Source organism: Paraglaciecola sp. T6c, assembly GCF_000014225.1.
Lineage (GTDB): Bacteria > Pseudomonadota > Gammaproteobacteria > Enterobacterales > Alteromonadaceae > Paraglaciecola > Paraglaciecola atlantica_A.
This window is the reverse complement of record NC_008228.1, coordinates 3,201,438-3,220,705: the sequence shown is the minus strand read 5'-3', so window position 1 is coordinate 3,220,705 and position 19,268 is coordinate 3,201,438. Positions and strand designations below refer to the sequence as shown.

Annotated in this window: 16 protein-coding genes; 11 read left to right on the top strand and 5 right to left on the bottom strand. The window is 45.2% G+C overall.

All coding sequences use genetic code 11. The annotated features are described in order from the left end of the window. The first annotated feature begins 645 nt into the window (after nucleotides 1-645). Nucleotides 646-1,488 carry a DUF4393 domain-containing protein gene (locus PATL_RS13595; protein ID WP_011575429.1) on the top strand — a complete coding sequence of 281 codons (843 nt, stop codon included), beginning with the start codon at nucleotides 646-648 and terminating at the stop codon, nucleotides 1,486-1,488. A gap of 31 nt (nucleotides 1,489-1,519) precedes the next feature. On the opposite strand, the gene PATL_RS13590 is transcribed toward PATL_RS13595, so the two are convergent. Then, the gene (locus tag PATL_RS13590) at nucleotides 1,520-2,476 is read right to left on the bottom strand and encodes an IS110-like element IS492 family transposase (RefSeq protein WP_011573729.1); all 957 of its coding nucleotides are present in this window, start codon (nucleotides 2,474-2,476) and stop codon (nucleotides 1,520-1,522) included. Nucleotides 2,477-2,814: 338 nt separating this feature from the next. On the opposite strand from PATL_RS13590, the gene PATL_RS13585 reads away from it, so the two are divergent. Further along, nucleotides 2,815-3,075 carry a hypothetical protein gene (locus tag PATL_RS13585; protein ID WP_011575428.1) on the top strand — a complete coding sequence of 87 codons (261 nt, stop codon included), beginning with the start codon at nucleotides 2,815-2,817 and terminating at the stop codon, nucleotides 3,073-3,075. 343 nt (nucleotides 3,076-3,418) lie between these two features. Here the strand turns inward: PATL_RS13585 and PATL_RS13580 are convergent, their stop codons facing one another. Beyond that, complete coding sequence (locus PATL_RS13580; protein WP_041713864.1) at nucleotides 3,419-4,303, bottom strand: LysR family transcriptional regulator; 885 nt, start codon at nucleotides 4,301-4,303, stop codon at nucleotides 3,419-3,421. Nucleotides 4,304-4,451: 148 nt separating this feature from the next. On the opposite strand from PATL_RS13580, the gene PATL_RS13575 reads away from it, so the two are divergent. After that, entirely contained in the window at nucleotides 4,452-5,126 is a 675-nt protein-coding gene (locus tag PATL_RS13575) for a type 1 glutamine amidotransferase domain-containing protein (RefSeq protein ID WP_011575426.1), read from the top strand. Between the two features lie 116 nt (nucleotides 5,127-5,242). Here the strand turns inward: PATL_RS13575 and PATL_RS13570 are convergent, their stop codons facing one another. Together PATL_RS13570 and xthA are read right to left on the bottom strand one after the other, a co-directional pair. After that, the gene (locus PATL_RS13570) at nucleotides 5,243-5,899 is read right to left on the bottom strand and encodes an energy-coupling factor ABC transporter permease (protein WP_011575425.1); all 657 of its coding nucleotides are present in this window, start codon (nucleotides 5,897-5,899) and stop codon (nucleotides 5,243-5,245) included. A gap of 14 nt (nucleotides 5,900-5,913) precedes the next feature. Next, complete coding sequence (gene xthA, locus PATL_RS13565) at nucleotides 5,914-6,723, bottom strand: exodeoxyribonuclease III (RefSeq protein WP_011575424.1); 810 nt, start codon at nucleotides 6,721-6,723, stop codon at nucleotides 5,914-5,916. A gap of 303 nt (nucleotides 6,724-7,026) precedes the next feature. Here xthA and PATL_RS13560 point away from each other — a divergent pair, with 303 nt between their 5' ends. The 8 genes from PATL_RS13560 to PATL_RS13525 all read left to right on the top strand — a co-directional run bounded on the left by PATL_RS13560 (nucleotide 7,027) and on the right by PATL_RS13525 (nucleotide 18,163). Further along, entirely contained in the window at nucleotides 7,027-7,722 is a 696-nt protein-coding gene (locus PATL_RS13560; protein ID WP_011575423.1) for a GntR family transcriptional regulator, read from the top strand. After that, on the top strand, nucleotides 7,719-8,873 hold the full coding sequence (locus PATL_RS13555) for a mandelate racemase/muconate lactonizing enzyme family protein (RefSeq protein ID WP_011575422.1): 1,155 nt from the start codon (nucleotides 7,719-7,721) through the stop codon (nucleotides 8,871-8,873). The genes PATL_RS13560 and PATL_RS13555 overlap by 4 nt, the downstream gene beginning before the upstream one ends. Nucleotides 8,874-8,886: 13 nt before the next feature. Further along, a complete protein-coding gene (locus tag PATL_RS13550) occupies nucleotides 8,887-10,287 on the top strand; it encodes an MFS transporter (RefSeq protein ID WP_011575421.1) in 1,401 nt (466 codons plus the stop codon). Continuing rightward, a complete protein-coding gene (locus tag PATL_RS13545; protein WP_011575420.1) occupies nucleotides 10,284-11,288 on the top strand; it encodes a sugar kinase in 1,005 nt (334 codons plus the stop codon). The genes PATL_RS13550 and PATL_RS13545 overlap by 4 nt, the downstream gene beginning before the upstream one ends. 100 nt (nucleotides 11,289-11,388) lie before the next feature. Continuing rightward, entirely contained in the window at nucleotides 11,389-12,075 is a 687-nt protein-coding gene (locus PATL_RS13540) for a bifunctional 4-hydroxy-2-oxoglutarate aldolase/2-dehydro-3-deoxy-phosphogluconate aldolase (RefSeq protein WP_011575419.1), read from the top strand. Continuing rightward, nucleotides 12,072-14,420 (top strand): beta-galactosidase, encoded by a 2,349-nt coding sequence (locus PATL_RS13535; RefSeq protein WP_011575418.1) that lies wholly within the window; start codon nucleotides 12,072-12,074, stop codon nucleotides 14,418-14,420. The genes PATL_RS13540 and PATL_RS13535 overlap by 4 nt, the downstream gene beginning before the upstream one ends. Beyond that, entirely contained in the window at nucleotides 14,404-15,651 is a 1,248-nt protein-coding gene (locus tag PATL_RS13530; protein ID WP_041713861.1) for an SMP-30/gluconolactonase/LRE family protein, read from the top strand. The genes PATL_RS13535 and PATL_RS13530 overlap by 17 nt, the downstream gene beginning before the upstream one ends. A gap of 70 nt (nucleotides 15,652-15,721) precedes the next feature. Continuing rightward, nucleotides 15,722-18,163, top strand: coding sequence for a hypothetical protein (locus PATL_RS13525; RefSeq protein ID WP_011575416.1), 2,442 nt, complete (start codon nucleotides 15,722-15,724; stop codon nucleotides 18,161-18,163). 61 nt (nucleotides 18,164-18,224) lie between these two features. On the opposite strand, the gene PATL_RS13520 is transcribed toward PATL_RS13525, so the two are convergent. Continuing rightward, a complete protein-coding gene (locus PATL_RS13520) occupies nucleotides 18,225-19,262 on the bottom strand; it encodes an MDR family oxidoreductase (RefSeq protein WP_011575415.1) in 1,038 nt (345 codons plus the stop codon). Between the last annotated feature and the right edge of the window lie 6 nt (nucleotides 19,263-19,268).

Sequence of the window (19,268 nt, the reverse complement as noted above, 5' to 3'; positions counted from 1 at the left end):
TTTGATTATTAAGGCGTAAACCCCTGTTTAGATATACAAGTTAAAGGGCTTTCCCATATATTCAGGAAAACGACCCAATCGCTCGTTTTTATTCTTATTATTTTATCCAGATCGCCAGTTTTCCTTTATGTAGCAATATGATAGTTAGTTTGGTATTACTAGCTGAAGTATAAAAGTGAGCGATGCGTCGGCAGAAAAACGCGCAAGTTGCGCCTTATTAAATTGTTCTCTTGGAATTGGGAAGAGGTAAACCTAGATATTATAGTCCATATAGAATATTTTACTGTATAAATAAACAGTATATTTGACGCTGTTTTAAGGACAATAAAATCTAGCAAGGAGACTTGACGGGACTATACTGTTCTTCAACCCTTAAGCTTAGTTATGAGGCTGTTGAAATACGCGTTAATTTCCATACAGACCTCTAACTAAGCTTAAGGTAATGAACTCCCTCTCAAGTACCATTTTTGCGAATTTCCCAATCTTCGCAGCCAAAACGACTAAGGTCTGTCTGCCAGAGAACAAGTCAATAAATACGATTCCACTTGTTTGTCATTTTCTATTGCAAACAACACAATAAAACCGCCAAACTAGCTACACGTATTATTGAAGCGTTAGAGAGCATTCAAGGGTAAGGAGTAAATTGTGACAGTCGAAGTCGAAAATTCAGGTAAAGCAGAAAGCAATGTTGAAGGTACTATTAACGCAACTACTGGCCTTGTTAAGGCTATTCCAATATATCAAGACGCTTTGCAACCAGCAGCACAAGAAATAGGGAAAGCCTTAGGAACAGTCGCTAAAACGGTGAATGTTGCTTTAGCGCCAGTATCGGCATTAATTTGGGGTTATGATCATATAAAAGACTTTGTTGATAACAAAGTAGCAGAAAAGCTTCAAAATACACCTGAAGAAAATATTATAACTCCACCACCTCATGTGGCAGGACCGACTTTAGAGTCGCTAAAATACACAGGTAGTATCGAGGAGTTAAGAGAATTATATGCAAACCTGTTAGCGTCATCGATGGATGCAGCAACTACTAAAGAAGCACATCCGTGCTTTGTTGAAATTATAAAACAGCTTTCTGCTGACGAAGCAAAATTATTAACAGCATTCTTAACTGTTGAACAAGAGCCGATTATCACAGTAAAAAACATGCTAGCAGATAATTCTGGTGGAAGAGATCAATTTAGACACTTTTCAGTGTTAGGTGAAAGAACAGGTATAGAAGATCATAACGTTATCCCAAACTATCTAGATAATCTATGTAGATTAGGGATAATAGAAATCCCAGATACTTATACCCTTATAGGTGAAAATATTTATAAACACCTTGAAGAACATCCTTTTGTTATGGCGCATAAGAGTTATATTGATCAATTAGAAGGCCGGACGTTTGGTGTAGATAAAAAAACAATCAAATTGACCGGGTTAGGTCGGCAGTTTATACATGCCTGTGTAAAAGATCACCGAAACAATAGCAAATAAGCTCTCTAACAAGAGACTATGGCGTCAATAGCTAATTTGTAGTCTTCGGCGCTTCCCACATGACCCCGTCTCTGAGCATTGAATTTAAGATAACAACCATCTTTCTAATGCACGCAATAATAGCCACTTTCTTAGGCTTTCCTGCTGCGACTAATCGTTGATATGTTTCCTTAAATACGGGGTTACTTTGTATCGCTGACATCATCGCCATGTACAAAACGGTTCTGACTTGATGTCTGCCACCTTGGATTTTCCGCAACCCTTTATAGCGCCCACTTTCTCGATTCATGGGAGCCACACCGACTAACGCAGAGGCTTGTTTGTTGGTCATGTAACCTAACTCTGGCAGGTTACTGATGATGGAAGCGGAGGCTATTTTTCCTATTCCTTTCATGCTCTGTAAGATGCAATTCTTCGCTTGATAATCAGGACAAGATTCAATGAGCGCGACAATTTTATTCTCGATTTTGGTTATCTGATTCTTAAAGGCAGTGAGAATAGGTTTGATGGTCATGGCGAGTTCTTTTGGTAGAATTTGCAGGCGGTTTTTTTCCATTGTTTGCATGACGAGCAATTGATTTCGCCTTGCAACTAAATCACTCATAGCCTGCATAGTATCTGGTTTTAGTTGAGATAACTTAGGCTGAATAGCTTCACCATAATGAGCAATCAATTGAGCATCTAGTTTGTCTGTTTTAGCTCGCTGACCTATCGCCCCAGCAAAGCGTTTAATGTGAATGGGATTGGCGACAACGAAGGGTAAATTAGCATTTGCACACGCGATAATAAACGGCATTTCTAATCGGCCAGTTGCTTCAATGACGATACGCCCAGGCGAATGCTGTTGGATTTTTTTAATGGCTTCTTTGATACCCTTTTCATCGTTAGAAACAGTGAAATAAATATCGTGAGGGCGGATATAAATATCCAATTGAAACTTGCCCGTATCGACACCGACGTTAACGCTTTGATTTGTTTTTGGATTCATAATAAGCTAACTCTTGCTTGCATAATGCGGGTTGAGACCCAGTAGACTATTCGAGTGTTTTGCTTGGAGTCCTTTGTGGTGTTCTTTCTTGTTATCGGTCTCTCAACTGAGGAGCCATCGCTCAATCGAACTACCACAAAAGAAGGCTTTAGTTGCTGCTAAAGCTTGGGTCTCACTTTACCTCACCCCGATTAAAATCAGGATGATTTACCTGAGTTATTATCCATACAAGCTGTTAAACAAGGACAAAATACAGTTGGCTTTGTTCGCTTCGCTCATTATTTAGCCAACTGCATTTTGCCTGTTAACAGGGCGTTATATGTACATTGAGGTTTTAAATGTCATTAATTTCTAAACTGGGCAAAGGCCTTAAAGGCGCAATGAACGCTGTTAATTCTGATGAGTATCAAATTAATGGTGTAAAGGCTAAATGTATTCACTGCGGTCATAGTCATTTCGAATTGGGAAGTGCTCAATTAAATACTGCTGGTATGACTTTTCTCAATTTAGATTGGGCAAATGACAGTGCATCATTGTTATCATGTAAGGGTTGTAGCTTCATAATGTGGTTTGCAGCAGAACCAAAGAAATTAATCTAACAAAGTACATATAACAAGTGAATAATGTCGTTCGTAAACTCACTGGGACAAATACTCGCTGGCCTTCGGCCAAAGCGCTCGCATTCGCCCCAGATTCAAAGCGTTGAATATCTGCTCTTTGTCTCAAGCCGTCGTTCAAAGACAACGAAACCAATTACTGCTAATCGCTCATAGCTGTCCGTCAGATGAAGTCCAAACCTATTCACCAAAACTGTCAGATCAGATATGAGCTGCTACAGCTTAATGTGGGTATAAATCCCTCTTGGAATGTTCCTCGTAGAGTTTTGTCATTGAGTGCTCTTATGGAATGTTCTCTTAGAGCGTTATGCACTTCCAAGAGGGATTATTCTTGCCAGTGTTCGAATTTTTCTAGTAAGAAGTTGATCGCAAGACGTGCCTTTGCAGGCAAAAAGTTCCGGTTTGCGTACACAATCCAAGTGGCTATTTCGCGATTCCAGAAGGGCGCTAATATAGGAACCACCGAGCCACCTTTCAGTGCATCACCAAAACTTGAGCGGGGCAAGTAGGCGATGCCCAAGCCTCTTTCACATGCGAGTACCACACTGCGGACGCTGTTAGAGCGCCATCTTGCATCTAGTTTTACTTCAAGTGGTTTACCCTGATTGTCGAAAAACCAAGTTGAATTATTGGTCATCAAGCATTGATGCGAAGTCAGTTCATTGGGGTGCGCGGGTGTGCCGTTAACCTCGAGATAGCGCTTACTGGCGGCTGCCACTAATGAGCGATTGGTCAGTTTGCGGGCAATTAAGCTAGAGTCTTTCATGGGACCATAGCGAATGGAGAAATCAAACGCGTCATCAACAAAATTGACCATCTGCGAATTAAAATCCATTTCAATGGTGAGTTTAGGGTGCAATTGGCCAAATTCAATCAGTAACGGGGCAATGTGTTGCTCCGCAAATTCGCCTGCCGCAGAGACTTTCAGCACACCACTTAACTCAACTTGTTTGTCTAATACGGTTTCGTTGGCTTCCTGTAAGCCATACACCAATTCTTGGCAACGAGCAAAATACGCCTGACCGGCATCAGTCAAGCGCACCGTTCGAGTACTACGCGCCAGTAAACTTACCCCAAGCTCTTTTTCTAAGGCCGCCACTTTGCGACTGATGTGTGACACATTCACGCCCAACTTGCGTGCGGCGGCTGAAAAACCGTGGGTTTCAGCCACAGCTACAAATTCGATGATCCCATTGAAGCTTATATTCATATAACTCTGACAAAGATACATTGTAAATAAATCATTATTGCATATTTGCAATAATGATTTGTCAATTATCGGGATTATCAAACATATGCCAAAGGGCTACACTCTGTTCATCGTAAAAACTAATTTATTTCAACGCTAGGAGTTACCAATGAAAAATGTACTTATTATTTTGACTAACCATGCCACGCTAGGAACCACCGATGAAGCTAACGGCACGTTTTCTCCTGAGCTAACCCATGCATTACATGCCTTTCTTGAAGCCGGATATCGCTATGATTTAGTGTCGATTAAAGGCGGTGAAGCCCCTGTTTACGGTGTTGACATGGAAGATGACAAAATTAACAGCGATGTGTTCAAAAGCGAAGATTTAGCTAGCAAGTTAAGCAATACCAAAAAAGCCAGTGACGTAAACCCAGCTGATTACGACGCGGTATTCTATCCTGGTGGCTTCGGTCTGCTGTCTGATTTAGCAGATGATGAAAATGTGGCTAAGTTAACCGCCTCTATCTTTGAAGCGGGTGCAGTTGTAGGCGCAGTCTGTCACGGCCCAGCAGGGTTACTGCCGATTAAATTATCTAACGGCAAATACCTAATAGAAGACATCATGGTCACAGGCTTCACCCGTGAAGAAGAAGTTGAGTATGACACCATCAATAAAATCCCTTTCTTGCTGGAAGAGGCGCTAACACGACGCGCTGGGCAGTATGCCAAAATCGCTCCATGGGGTGAATACGTGGTTAAGCAAGACCGCGTGATCACGGGGCAAAACCCAGCATCAGCCGGTGCTGTTGGCAAAGCCATGGTAGAGCGTTTAGGGCAGTAAAAATAACGCTTTAGTTAAAATGTACGTTCTTAAAAAAAGCGCCACTACATTATTATGTAGTGGCGCTTTTTTATCTGACTCTGTGTTGCCCAAAAGTAACTTGCTGAGGCAAGGGGCTATTTATTATGAATATAGAATTTTTCGTAAAATGTATAGGCCCAATGGGGTTTGTAAATAACCATTAGCGTCATGGTCATACCGTTTAACATCCCCTCAGGAAACAAGAGCAGCCAAATCAGTACTAAGTAATTATCATGAATGGTGTGCCAATCATATTGCCCATCGAGATAAAAATACCCGCCTAATAAGTACATTTTAAATGCCATCATTAATGCGCCCGGTAAAAATGCACATAGAAAAATGTACACGAACACATGACGGGATAATTTGTGGAACACAAAGCTATAAATCAAATAACTCATGCCTAACGGAGCAAGTACGCCAAGCAGGCCATTTACCCCAAACATGCGCCAGCTTTCTTCGCCGACTAGGGTAACGCCGAGCAAGGCTAAAAACGAACTGACCACTGCCCAACGAAAACCAAGCACTAACATCAATGCGGTCAACCATAAAAAATGCACCTGAAGGCCAGGATAGATACCCGTTTGAAATATCCAAAGAAAAAATACACTGGCGGCACAACCGAAAACCAAGTGCTGGATCTTCTTATCTTTGACTAAACTGCTCAAAGGCAAAAAACGCACAACGGCCATTAAACAGACTGCATATCCCACCCATGCGAGGTACTGGATATTGGTGGTATAATCTAGCACTCTTTATTCCTCACCTAAGCTTTGAACTCAGCCCAAATTGGCGCATGATCAGACGGCTTCTCAATACCACGTAATTCATAATCTATCCCCGCATCTGTTAGGGATTCGTGTAATTTCTTGGTGGCAAGAATAAGGTCAATACGTAACCCCCGATTGTCTAAAAAGCCTTTAGAACGATAATCGAACCAGCTGAAGTGCTCATTTGTTTCTGGGTTTAAAGTACGAAAGCCGTCAGTAAAGCCCCAGTCAATTAAATCATTCAACCAAACGCGCTCTTCAGGTAAGAAGCTGCATTTGCCGGTTTGCAACCAACGCTTGCGATTTGGCTCGCCGATACCAATGTCTAGATCTGTGTGGGAAATATTCACATCGCCCATCACAATGACGTTGTCGTCAGGCGTATGATGAGTATTTAAATAAGTTGATAAATCTTCGTAGTACTTGCGCTTGGCAGGAAATTTGGTTTCGTGTGAACGGTTTTCACCTTGGGGGAAATAACCGTTTAGCACGCGCACCGTTTCACCGTTAGGCATAGGGTAGCTGACCATGATCATACGACGCTGAGCATCTTCATCATCAGTGGGAAAGCCATATTGCACATCTGTCGGCTCTTTTTTGCAAAGCATCGCCACACCGTAGTGGGCTTTTTGACCGTGAAAATAGACGTTGTAGCCCATCGCTTCTACGTCTGCTACTGGAAACATATCGTTGTGCACTTTGATTTCTTGTAAGCCGATAATATCAGGCTGGTGTTTGTCGATTAATGCCTGAAGTTGATGAAGGCGGGCACGTATGCCATTGATGTTAAAAGAAATTATTTTCATAAGAAGTCAATTATTCATATCACTAAAACGGCCCTTATCTTATCAGACCCTAGTGCGCCTATTCCATTAATTAATCCCTTTAAAACGGACTATTAGTGTTTCCCATCCCTGTATAAACCGTCTCATCTACCATGCAGATTGATTTATTTTCCTTCTTCCTCTGTACTGTTATTGTTAATAAAATTAAAGTTAATTGTTGACAATATGGCGAAATTTGTAGAATGTGTAATCACGATAAAGAAAAGTGAGTTAGAGATATTCGCAACCGCTTTTCCTGAATTTTATGTGTAATTTGGATTTTCCATGAACGAACAAGCACCTGAATTAAACCTTGGTATGCGCATTTTATTGCAAGGTGAACAGAGTATTTACAATCGAATATTGGCTGACATAGCCATGGGAAAACTCGTCAGTGGCGACCGATTAGTCACCACGCAGCTAGCAAGTTGTTACAACACCAGCATAAACCCTGTGCGCGAGGCACTTAAGCAGCTTGAAGGAGAGGGGTTTGTCACGTCTCAGAAAAACAGTGGCGCCAGAGTGGCAGCATTTGAATACGCCACCATGCGTGAAGTGTTTGAAATATTGCAATTGCTAGAACCGTATTTTTTGTCTTGGTATGCCAACCATTGTTCACAAGAAAGCCTAACTCGATTAGCAGAGATACAAGCCCAGCTTAAAACGCTTGCTGTTACAGACTCAGCGGGCCTGCGTGATCTTGATACTGCATTTCATTGGGAGATGTACCGTCATCACTATAACGCCAGTGCACTGCGTTTATGGAAAAACAAAAAGCTTATTTTACAAGCCTTGCATGGTGATTTACCTGTCTGCCAAGAGCGCTTTAACGCCACGTTAAAAGAGCACGATCATATTTTATATTTACTCAACGCACGAGACGATGAATCAGCCGTGCGTGCCTTAACCAAGCATGTGATCAGTGGCGGCGAGTATTGGTCAAGCGTGATCACCGAGCAGCTAAGCGAGTTATCAGCATGAAAATTACCAATATTAAAACTTACGGTTTTTGGCTGGGCTTTCGCAATGTTTGTTTAGTGAAAGTTGAAACCGATCAAGGTATTTATGGCTGGGGAGAATCCGGTTTATCAGGGCGCGAACAAGCCGTCATCGGGGCGATAGAGCACTTTAAACATTTCTTGATTGGCCAATCTGCTCTGAATATAAATGCCCTGTGGCAAGAGATGTACCGTAGCCAGTATTTTGAAGGGGGCAGAGTGTTAGCGGCGGCAATATCTGCTATCGATATTGCTTTACATGACGTTTGCGGAAAGTACCTTAATGTACCTGTTTATCAATTGCTAGGGGGCAAGCAACGTCAGCGAATACCGTTATTTGTCACCTCTACGTTGGACTTTGGCGATGAATTTATTGAGCACGTTAGCCAGCTTAAGGCTCAAGGCTGGCAGGCTATTCGTGCTACTACAGGGGAGCATGGCTCAGCGGGTAAAACCGAGGTTTTCGATGCACGTAAATCTATCGCCAAAGCGGCAACTTGGTTGAGTAAAGCCCGTGAGGTGTTGGGCAATGAAACCGTATTAGGTATTGATTATCACCACAGGTTAACCGTGGCTGAAACCGCGTCATTTTGTCAACGTATGCCCACGGGTACGTTGGATTTCATCGAAGAGCCTATTCGAGACCAATCTTTAATCAGCTATCAAAATTTACGGACCTTAGTAGATGTTCCCTTCGCCATCGGCGAAGAGTTCTCGAGCAAATGGGACTTTGCACCTTATGTAGACTCCGCCTTAACCAACTTTGCGCGTATCGATATTTGCAATGCGGGGGGCTTTAGTGAAGCCATGAAAATCGCCGCTATGTGCGAAACCCGCTACATAGATATGATGCCGCACAACCCCCTTAGTCCTATATGCACTGCCGCATCCGTGCATTATTGCGCTGCACTGGCCAATCTAAATTGGCTCGAAATTGCCCCTTACGACGGGGAGCTAGACATGTACGACGAGATTTTTAGCCATCGCCCTAAAGTATCAAGTAATACGTTTGAGGTCTGCGATCGCCCAGGTTTGGGCATTGATGTGAACGAGTCGGCTATTCCTAAAGATGCATTCAAATTCTGGGAGCCACCGCGTTTAATCAAGCCTGACGGCTCATACACCAACTGGTAAGCGAGTAGATAACATGACAACGATACAACAGATGAAAAGCAATGCAGCTTCCAGAAAGAGCAAAAGTAAATTTGGCGTATTAGCGCTGATTTTCTTAAGTGTGGTGATCAACTATATGGATCGTACCAATATATCCGTTGCCGCCCAAGCGATCTCTGACGATTTAGAGCTCACCAAGGTGCAAATGGGGATCATCTTCTCAGCATTCGCGTGGACGTACTCCATCATGCAAATTCCAGGCGGCATGTTAGTCGATTCTGTGCGTATTCGTATTTTGTATCCGGTGATTTTAGTCGCTTGGTCAGCGGCAACCATAGTACAAGGTTTGCTAAGTAGCTTTTCAGCTATTGTTGGTTGTCGAATGGCGATTGGCTTTTTTGAAGCACCTTCTTATCCCGCGAACAATAAAATAGTGACGCAGTGGTTTGCTGAGCAAGAAAGAGCTGGGGCGATTGCCGTCTATACCTCAGGCCAATTTATAGGTTTGGCGTTCTTAATGCCGGTACTTGCCATTATTCAGCAGTGGTTTGGCTGGCGAGGCTTGTTTTTTATCTCTGGCGGTATAGGTATTTTATGGGCTGGCGTGTGGTATTTACTGTACCGAGATCCTGCACCAGAGCACGATGACGAAGAAAACATCAACAGCCAAGAGGCAATAAAAGCGCATACTCAGGCGCAAGTAGCTAAGGCCCCAGTCAAATCTCAAGCACAGGCATCAGCAAGCTGGAGCAACCTTAAAATCGCTTTTTCCAGTCGCAAACTCTGGGGCATCTATATAGGTCAGTTCTGCTTAGGGGGCACGCTCATTTTCTTTTTAACTTGGTTTCCGACCTATTTGGCTGAGTATCGCGGGTTAAGTGAATTAAACACTGGCTTTGTGGCATCGATCCCATTTTTAGCAGCTTTTTGTGGCGTTCTGCTTTCGGGGTTTGTATCTGATTGGTTAGTGCGAAAAGGCGTATCGAACGAGGTCGCCCGCAAAACCCCAATTATCTTAGGCTTACTGCTATCCAGTTCGGTTATTTTTGCCAACTACGTTGAGAGCACCCAGTGGGTCACGTTCTTCTTGTCCGTCACGTTTTTTGGTAACGGCTTAGCATCCATTAATTGGGTGTTTGTCTCGCTCATCGCGCCGAAACATATGGTTGGCCTAGTGGGCGGTTGCTTTAACTTTATCGGCGGCTTGTCTGCTGTCACTGTTCCTATCGCGATAGGGTACCTAGCCAAAGACGGTGACTTCAGGCCGGCCTTGGTATTGGTCGCGTGTCTCGCCTTGATTGGCTTGTGCTCCTACATCTTTTTAGTGGGTAAAGTCGAGCAAATTCAAGTGCCAAATTCAGATGAGAACGATGAAATATTGCCAGCTGCGCAAGCGGTAAGCCCACAATCCACCTCATCAGGAGGAGCACAATGAGCTTGGTTTTTTTTGGAGAACTCATGCTGCGACTTACCCCTTCCCAGCCGCAACAGCAACTTATTGTCGCCAAAGAGCTTAGCGTTGATTTCGCTGGTGCGGAAAGTAACGTGGCCAGCTCATTGGCCCGATTAGGCAACCAGTGTGAATTTGTGACGAAATTGCCTGATAACGCATTAGCCGATCATGCAATAGCCTCGCTGCACCAATATGGTATTGGCACTAAGCATACCTTGCGCGGTGGCGAACGTATCGGCACTTATTTTATTGAATTAGGCAGTTCAATTAGACCTTCAAGAGTAGTTTACGACAGAGCCTATTCTGCCATATCGCAGATCAACCATAACGAATTTGATTGGGCAGCCATTTTCAGTGACCAAACCCATTTTCACCTAAGTGGTATTTTACCTGCGTTATCAAAGCAGTGCGCTGTAGAAAGTATAAAAGCCGCGACCATTGCAAGAAAAATGGGCTTAACAGTGAGTTTTGATTTGAATTATCGCCGTAGCTTATGGCAAGACAGCAGCCTAGCGAGAGACTACTTTAGTCAAATTCTCACCCAGAGCACATTGGCTTTTGGTAATGCGGGCGTGATGCAAGATGTATTCGATTTCGTGCCCAAATCAAACGACAGTGTAGCAGGTGCCCAAGAGATCGGAGTTTACCTGTTTGATCAATTCGGCGTCGATGCCGCCATTACCCAACGTATTCATCACAGCGCTAATCAAAACGCTCTGCGCGGCTTTTACCTACGTGGCGCTGATGTGACTGCCTCAACAGATATCACAGTGGATATTCTCGACCGGTTAGGTACGGGGGACGCATTCGCCGCAGGCATACTCCATGGCGTACAGCAACACTGGGAAACAGACAAAACTGTACAGTTTGCTAACGCCGCATTTGCCTTGGCACATACCTGTTATGGGGATCAAAATTGGTTAAGTGAAGCTGAAATTATGGCTGTGGCTAATGGCGATATGTCGGGTCACATTATTCGCTGATACCTAGATTATGTGTCCAATTTAGCAAAATACGCTTTATAAGCGCGGAATAAGCCAGAAACGCGCGTAGTAAATACAATTAACGTAAGTGAGAATGAACATGTCGAGTCCCCACGAGAGCCAATTAAATTCCATTATCCGAGATGATATCCGCCAACGACTTATTACAGAAAAGCTCGTGGTCATCATCCGTGTTAAAGACCCTATGGATATTCCCCCAATTATCGCCTGTATGCATGATGCGGGTGTGGGGGCAGTCGAAATAACCAGCAATACACCAGGGTACCAAAACGCGATTACCCAAGCTCGGGCGCGTTACCCGAATATGTTGGTAGGGGCAGGGACCATCACCGATGTCGCTCTTGTGGATGAAGCCATAAAAGCGGGGGCGCAGTTCTTGGTCACGCCTAATACCAGTATTGAAGTGGTGCAACGCGCCCATAAACTAAATGTGCCTGTGGTCATGGGCGCGTTAACGCCCACTGATGTGGTGAATGCCACGCAAGCCAAGGCGGATATCGTCAAACTATTTCCTGCGGGGGCAATGGGTCCCGGATATTTGAAAGATTTGGCCAAGGGACCCTTCTTAGACACGATTTTCTTTCCTGTAGGGGGCATTAATGAGCATAACTTTGAAACCTGGATGCAAAGCGGCGCTACGGGAATAGGCATAGGTGGTGCACTGGCATCGCCCGTTAAGAATGAAAAAGAGGCGCATGCACTTACCGCAAAGGTACGCGCCATAGTCGCAACTTTAGAAAACTACCCACTTGAGGCAGCACAATGAATACATCGCCAAAAAGCGCAGGCTTTATCCTTAGTGCTATCGCTCTGGCAGTCACCGCACTTGCAGGCTGCAATAACAACCAAGCTACAAATAACAGTGTTGCAACGCCAAGCGATGCCCCAACCAGACAAACACAGCAAAATGTGTTGCCTTGGGATTTTGCAGGGGTGACAGACATGCAAGACGTAACACTCACCGCGGCGGATATGCACGTGGTTGATGTTGATGGTGAACAAAAACTGGCTATCGATTTACACGCCAAAGAGCATAAAAGCGCAGGCTTTAGTTTTATTCCTGATTCGCCTTGGGATTGGAGCCACGAAGGTCAATTCGCCTTTGCAATCGAAATCGAGAATCCTAGCCAATCTTCAACCCATCTGTATGTGTCAGTCAAAGACGCCACAGGGCAATCCCATAATCGTAGCTTTGCTGTACCTGGCCACTCCCAAGATACTTATTTTATGGCGCTAAACGACCCAGACCTGTCTATTGAAACCGGTATTCGCTCTAATCCTAATAATTGGCAAAGTGAATTTACCCCAATGATTTGGCGTTATGGCACTAAGAAAATTGATTTGAGCCAAGTAAAAAGTATCGAATTCGATGTTCGAGGCGTGCCGGAAGACAAACACTTGATTGTGGATAACCCACGTCTTATTAAACCGCAGAAAATAGATCAAAACTATCTTGTGGGTTTAGTCGACGAGTTCGGTCAGAACGATAAACTTGAGTTCACCAATAAAATTGATACGGTGGAACAGCTACGGGCACTCAATGCCAAAGAGCAAAGTGCGTTCACCCATGACGTACCAAAAGGGCGATCGAAATTTAATGGCTGGGCTGATGGGCCAAAGCTCGCGGCAACAGGGTATTTTCGAACCGAAAAATATCAAGGGAAATGGACCTTAGTTGACCCACAAGGGTACCTGTTTTTCTCAAACGGTATCGCCAACGTGCGTATGTCTAATACCTCTACCATTACTGGGTATGACTTTGACAGTCAGTTTATTAAGCAGCGCGCCCAGGGCGACTTTACCCCAGAAGATTCCATTGGTTTAAACAGGGCACCAAAAGCAGCGTGGCCAAGTCGTCATGTGACCTCAGAACTACGTGCGAATATGTTCACATGGTTGCCAAGCGTTGATGAGCCATTAGCCGAACATTTTGGCTATCGACGAGAAGTGCACACTGGGGTAGTAGATAAAGGCGAAACGTACAGCTTTTATAGCGCTAACCTAGCACGCAAATACGCCAGTAACGACCCAAAGGTGTTCATGCCTAAGTGGCGCGATACCACAGTGGACAGAATGCTCGATTGGGGATTTACCTCCTTTGGTAACTGGATTGACCCGAGCTTTTATCAGCTTAATCGTATTCCGTATTTTGCCAATGGTTGGATAATCGGTGATTACAAAACCGTGAGTAGCGGTAATGACTACTGGAGTCCATTGCCGGACCCATTCGATCCCGTTTTTAAACAACGGGCAATGGTGACTGCCAACAAGATTGCCCAAGAAGTACAAAACAACCCTTGGTGTGTGGGGGTGTTTATCGACAATGAAAAAAGTTGGGGACAAGAGGGCTCGATTGAACGCCAGTATGGCATTGCTATTCACACCCTTGAAGTTGATGCCAAAGACAGCCCAACCAAAGCGCAATTCGTCACGTATTTAAAGAACAAATACTCAGACATTGCCGAGCTAAACGGCAAATGGAATACGCAAATTCGTACTTGGGATGATGTGGCCACTGGCATAACACTGACCAGGTTTAACGACCCTATTATCGAAGACTTATCAGCCATGCTCAGCCTGTACGCCGAGAAATACTTTGCGGTAGTGCACGATGCTGTAGAGCAAGCCATGCCAAATCACATGTACATGGGAGTGCGTTTTGCAGATTGGGGCATGACGGATGAAATTCGCAACGCCGCGGCAAAATACGCTGACGTGGTTAGCTACAACTACTATAAAGAAGCCATAACCGACCAAGCTTGGGGCTTCTTAGCAAAAATCGACAAGCCGAGTATTATCGGCGAGTTCCACAATGGCGCATTGGACTCAGGGCTACTCAACCCAGGCCTTATCCACAGCGCTTCTCAGGCGGATAGAGGCAAAAAATACCAAGAATATATCAATAGTGTCATTGATAACCCGTATTTTGTCGGGGCGCATTGGTTTCAATATATTGACTCGCCCTTAACGGGCAGGGCTTACGACGGTGAAAACTATAACGTTGGATTTGTGAGTGTCACCGATACGCCATACCAGCCATTAGTTGATGCCGCCAAAGCGGTTAACGCAAATATTTACACGAGGCGTTTTGGCGATGCACAGCCTAAGTAACCATAAAGTACAGGCGCTGGCGCTCGGCACGGCCATGATGATGACTCTATGTGGTTGCTCAGCGCCGAAGTCCCTTGTTAATAACACTGAACGCAGCTTGGTCAACCACAAAAATGCGCACAATACCTTTAAAAATAAGGCACACAAAGCCTTTGAAAATAGCGCACAGAGTGCCTCACAGAGTGCGCCGATACGCATGGGAGCCTATGAAATATTCGACCCGTCAGTACTGAGTATTTTAGATACAAGCGCCAAGATAAACACCCTAGCCACAGGTTTTGAATGGGTAGAAGGGCCAGTGTGGTGGGAAGAAGACCAAGCGCTTTTGTTTTCAGATATTCCCACTCACAAGGTTTATCGCTACAAAGATGGGCAGGGGGTAAGTGAATTTATCTCCCACAGCGGTTTTTCAAATGGTTTGCTTATCAACGCGCAAAATGAATTGGTCCTTATGCAGTCTCGCTCGCGTCAAATAGCTAAGTGGCGAGGCTCCTTAATCGCCTCAGGTGCTGAGCAAGCAGCGCCGCGAGCAAAGTCACATAAGCTAAAGCAGCCAGCAAAAGCCCAGAAGCCACACGAGCGCCAACAGACGTTTCCTGCTGATGACTACATTATTCTGACGCGTCACTATCAAGGTCAAATGCTCAACAGCCCAAATGACGGTGTCTTTAAAGCGCAGAGAAGCACAAAACACAGCACTGAGGGCAACAGTAAAGGCGGCGTGCAGGGCACGCTGTATTTCACCGATCCTCCCTATGGTTTGCCCAAGCAATTGGACGATCCGGCTAAAGAGCTGGACTTTCAAGGGGTATACGCCCTTAGCCCGAAAGGTGAGTTGACTCTGCTAGACAAAACATTGGTTTACCCTAATGGCATTGCCTTGGCGCCTGATGAGAAAACCCTGTATGTGGCAGCCTCTAACCCTAAAAAACCGGCTTGGTACGCGTATTCAATAGATGATGAGGGCGGGGTGCATAACAGGAAATTGTTTCACCAAGCACCGGTGCAATCAGATGCCAGCCATGGTTTACCTGATGGCCTCAAAGTACACCGCAGTGGAATTGTGTTCGCCACTGGGCCTAGCGGTATTTGGCTGTTTGATCCCCAAGGTACGTTGCTGGCAAAAGTGCACATGCCAAGTATTTCGGCCAATTTAGCTTTCAACGCAGATCAAACTCGTGTTTTTGTCACTGCGCACCATCAATTACTTAGTTTTAGTTTAAAACCTTAGGCTCTGCTCAGCCTTGTGTATCCGCACATACCCAAGGTTGAGCACCCTATTTAATAACGGAAACAACAACATGAAATACCCACAATTCATTACAAAGGTCGCCTTTAGGGCAAGCGCGATTGCGCTAGCTATTACCCTAACCGGCTGTAGTCATGATCAACATGAAATTGCTCAGGCTCAGGGTGTTCCACAAGACCTTGCTGGAAACGGTAGCCCACTAGGCAGTGCAGAGGACGCGTTTACCAACGAGCAAAAAATCGTCTCACTGATTGACTTTGATAACCAAGAGCAACTTAACTGGCTGCAGCAAAGTGATACCTCATTCGCGCAGATCACCAGCAGCGAGAGCTTAATTGACAAGCAATTAGCGGTGGAGTTTGCGAAAACCGGTAATATTTCCACGTTGCGCGTAGAGCCACCGAAGCCTTGGGATCTTAGGGAGTACGAAAACTACAACATTGCCTTTGATGTGCAAAACACCAGCCCAGATTCAGTTCATTTGTACTTGTCTTTGGAAAATGTAAACGGACAAATCCAGAGTCACTCAATTTCTCTGGCTCCGAATTACAAAGGCACGGTGTATTTTCCCCTCGATGGTATTGAAGCAGAAACCGACAGCGGCATGTGGGGAGATGTGCCTCATTGGCAAACCCAAGACGACTTAATGGTGTGGCGTTCTTGGCGCAAAGCAGAGCAAGACTATAGCCAACTCACCGCGCTTAATTTCTTCACTATTGGAATATTGGAAAACAAATCTGTGATTTTGGATGATGTGCGTCTGCGCGCGAATCCAGCTCACGACCCGAACGTATCGGTCGGATTAATCGATAAATACGGGCAAAACGCCAAACAAAGCACCCCCTTAGATGTGCATTCAGATGCCCAACTAAAACAACAAGCCGATGAAGAACTGGCCAAGCTAGCCAAATCATCGGGTATGCCAGACCGTTCTCGTTTTGGTGGTTATACCAAAGCCCCAAAACGTGAAGCAACCGGCTTTTTTAGAACGGAAAAGGTCGATGGTAAGTGGTGGATGGTCGACCCTGATGGCTATCTGTTTTTCTCACACGGGCCAGCTAACGTGCGTATGGCAAACATGAGTACGTTAACCGGAATAGACTACGACCAACCGAGTATTCGCGTGCGCACCAGTGATGAAATTACCCCAGAAGATTCCATGGGAATTGTATCTGTTCCTGACAGCGCAAAAGAAAAACGCTATGTCATTTCAAAGGCGCGCAACGATATGTTTCAGTGGTTACCAAGCTATGATGATGAGCTCTCTGAGCACTATAGCTATCGCCGCTCTACCCACAAAGGGCCTATTCCTTACGGCGAGACCTACAGCTTTTACCGCGCTAATTTAGAACGTAGATACGGTGATGACGACCTACGCGCAGGTGAAGGTGAAAAAGCAGGCGAAAATCAAGGCAGCGATCCTTCCTACGTAAAAAAATGGCATGACGTCACCGCACAGCGTATGCATGACTGGGGGTTTACCTCTTTTGGTAACTGGGTAGACCCAGCGTTTTATCAATCAGAGCAAGTGCCTTATTTCGCCAATGGTTGGATCATCGGCGATTACCAAACACTGTCGGGTCACACTAATCATTGGGGCTTGATGCCAGATCCTTTTGATCCCGTATTTGCACAGCGAGCAAAGGTCACTATCGATGCTATTGCCGAAAATATTCAAGCGTCACCTTGGTGTGCGGGTATTTTTATTGATAATGAGAAGAGCTGGGGAGAGCGTGAAGGCACAGTGTCACAACGCTATGGGGTGATCCTTGATGCACTATCAAAAAATATTGAGAAGAGCCCTGCAAAAACGGCCTTTGCAGCCCATTTGCAGCAAAAATACCAGACGATCGATGCATTGAATTCTGCATGGTCATCACACTTCGATAGTTGGCAAATGTTTGAAGATGACGCCAGCGTCAGCACGCACACCGATGCCCAAATTGCTGATTTGTCAAAAATGCTCGAGATGCTGGGTGAGCAGTACTTTAAAGTGGTACACAATACCTTAGAAGCGGCGCTGCCAGAGCACTTGTACATGGGCGCGCGCATGGCCAACTGGGGCATGCCTGATGAAATCATTACTGCCTCTTTGAAATACTCTGACGTACTGAGCTTCAATATTTATGAGGAAGGGGTGCAAGAAGACTATTGGAAGTTCCTTGAAGAAGTCGACTTACCCGTAGTGATTGGTGAGTTTCATATTGGCAGCACGACAGATTCAGGCATGTACAACCCGGGTATTGTGCACAGCGCAAACCAGCAAGACAGAGCCCAAATGTACAAAGATTACATGCAAAGCGTGTTAGACAAGCCGTATATGGTCGGGGCCCATTGGTTTCAATACATAGATGAGCCCATATCGGGGCGTGCATTTGACGGCGAAAACGCCAATATCGGCTTTGTAACGGTAACGGATATCCCATATCCGCATATGATCCAAGCGGTCAAAGAGGTGACATCCACCATGTACCAAAAACGCTTAGCCGACTAATACAGGCTTAGTGATAACAAAAAACGCCCGATAACGTCGGGCGTTTTGCGTTTGTAAACGACTATTCTCCTTGCACGTTAACTACCACTCGACCGCGAATTTCACCATTTAGTAACTTAGTTGCAGCGTCTACCACTTGTTCTAAGTTGATTTCTTGGGCGATATCATCAAACACACTCGGCTCTAAAATATCGCTTAAGCGCTGCCATGCTTCCTTTCTGTCTTCAATGGGGCGCATAACACTGTCGATACCTGCAAGGGTGACACCGCGCAAAATAAACGGTGCCACACTGGCTGGAAAGTCCATGCCTTGGGCTAAACCACAGGCGGCAACGGTACCGCCGTATTTTGTGCTGGCGCAAGCATTGGCTAATGTGTGGCTGCCTACAGAATCAATGACCCCAGCCCAGCGTTCTTTGGCCAGTGGTTTGCCTTGGCTAGATAGCGTATCACGGTGAATAACCTCATTTGCCCCTAGTGCTTTCAAATAAGGGCTTTCATCCAATCGGCCGGTTGAAGCCACCACGGTATAGCCCAGTTTTGCCAGTATCGAGATGGCAAAACTGCCCACACCGCCGTTCGCTCCAGTGACCAGAACTTCGCCTTTTTCGGGGGTAACCCCGTTTTTCTCAAGCGCAAGCACACACAGCATGGCGGTGTAACCTGCGGTGCCTATGATCATGGCTTGTTTAGGGCTGATATTAGCGGGCAAGGGGATGAGCCATTCGCTTTTCATGCGGGCTTTTTGCGCTAAGCCGCCGCTGTGCTTTTCACCTACACCAAAGCCGTTATTAATGACCACATCGCCTACTTTAAAATCCGGGCTGTCGCTGTGCTCAACTACGCCGACCAGATCAATCCCTGGCACTAGAGGAAACTGGCGTACCACAGGGCTTTTACCGGTAATCGCCAATCCGTCTTTGTAATTCAACGTGCTGTACAGCACGTTTATTGTCGCGTCACCTTCGGGTAACACACTTTGTTCAATCTGCTGTAAAGCCGCGCGATAACCTTGCTCGTCTTTGTTGATTAAAATACCGCTAAAGGTGGTTTCTGCTCGTGTTTCTGTACTGTTTTGGGTAGTAGTCGCATCATTCATGTCATC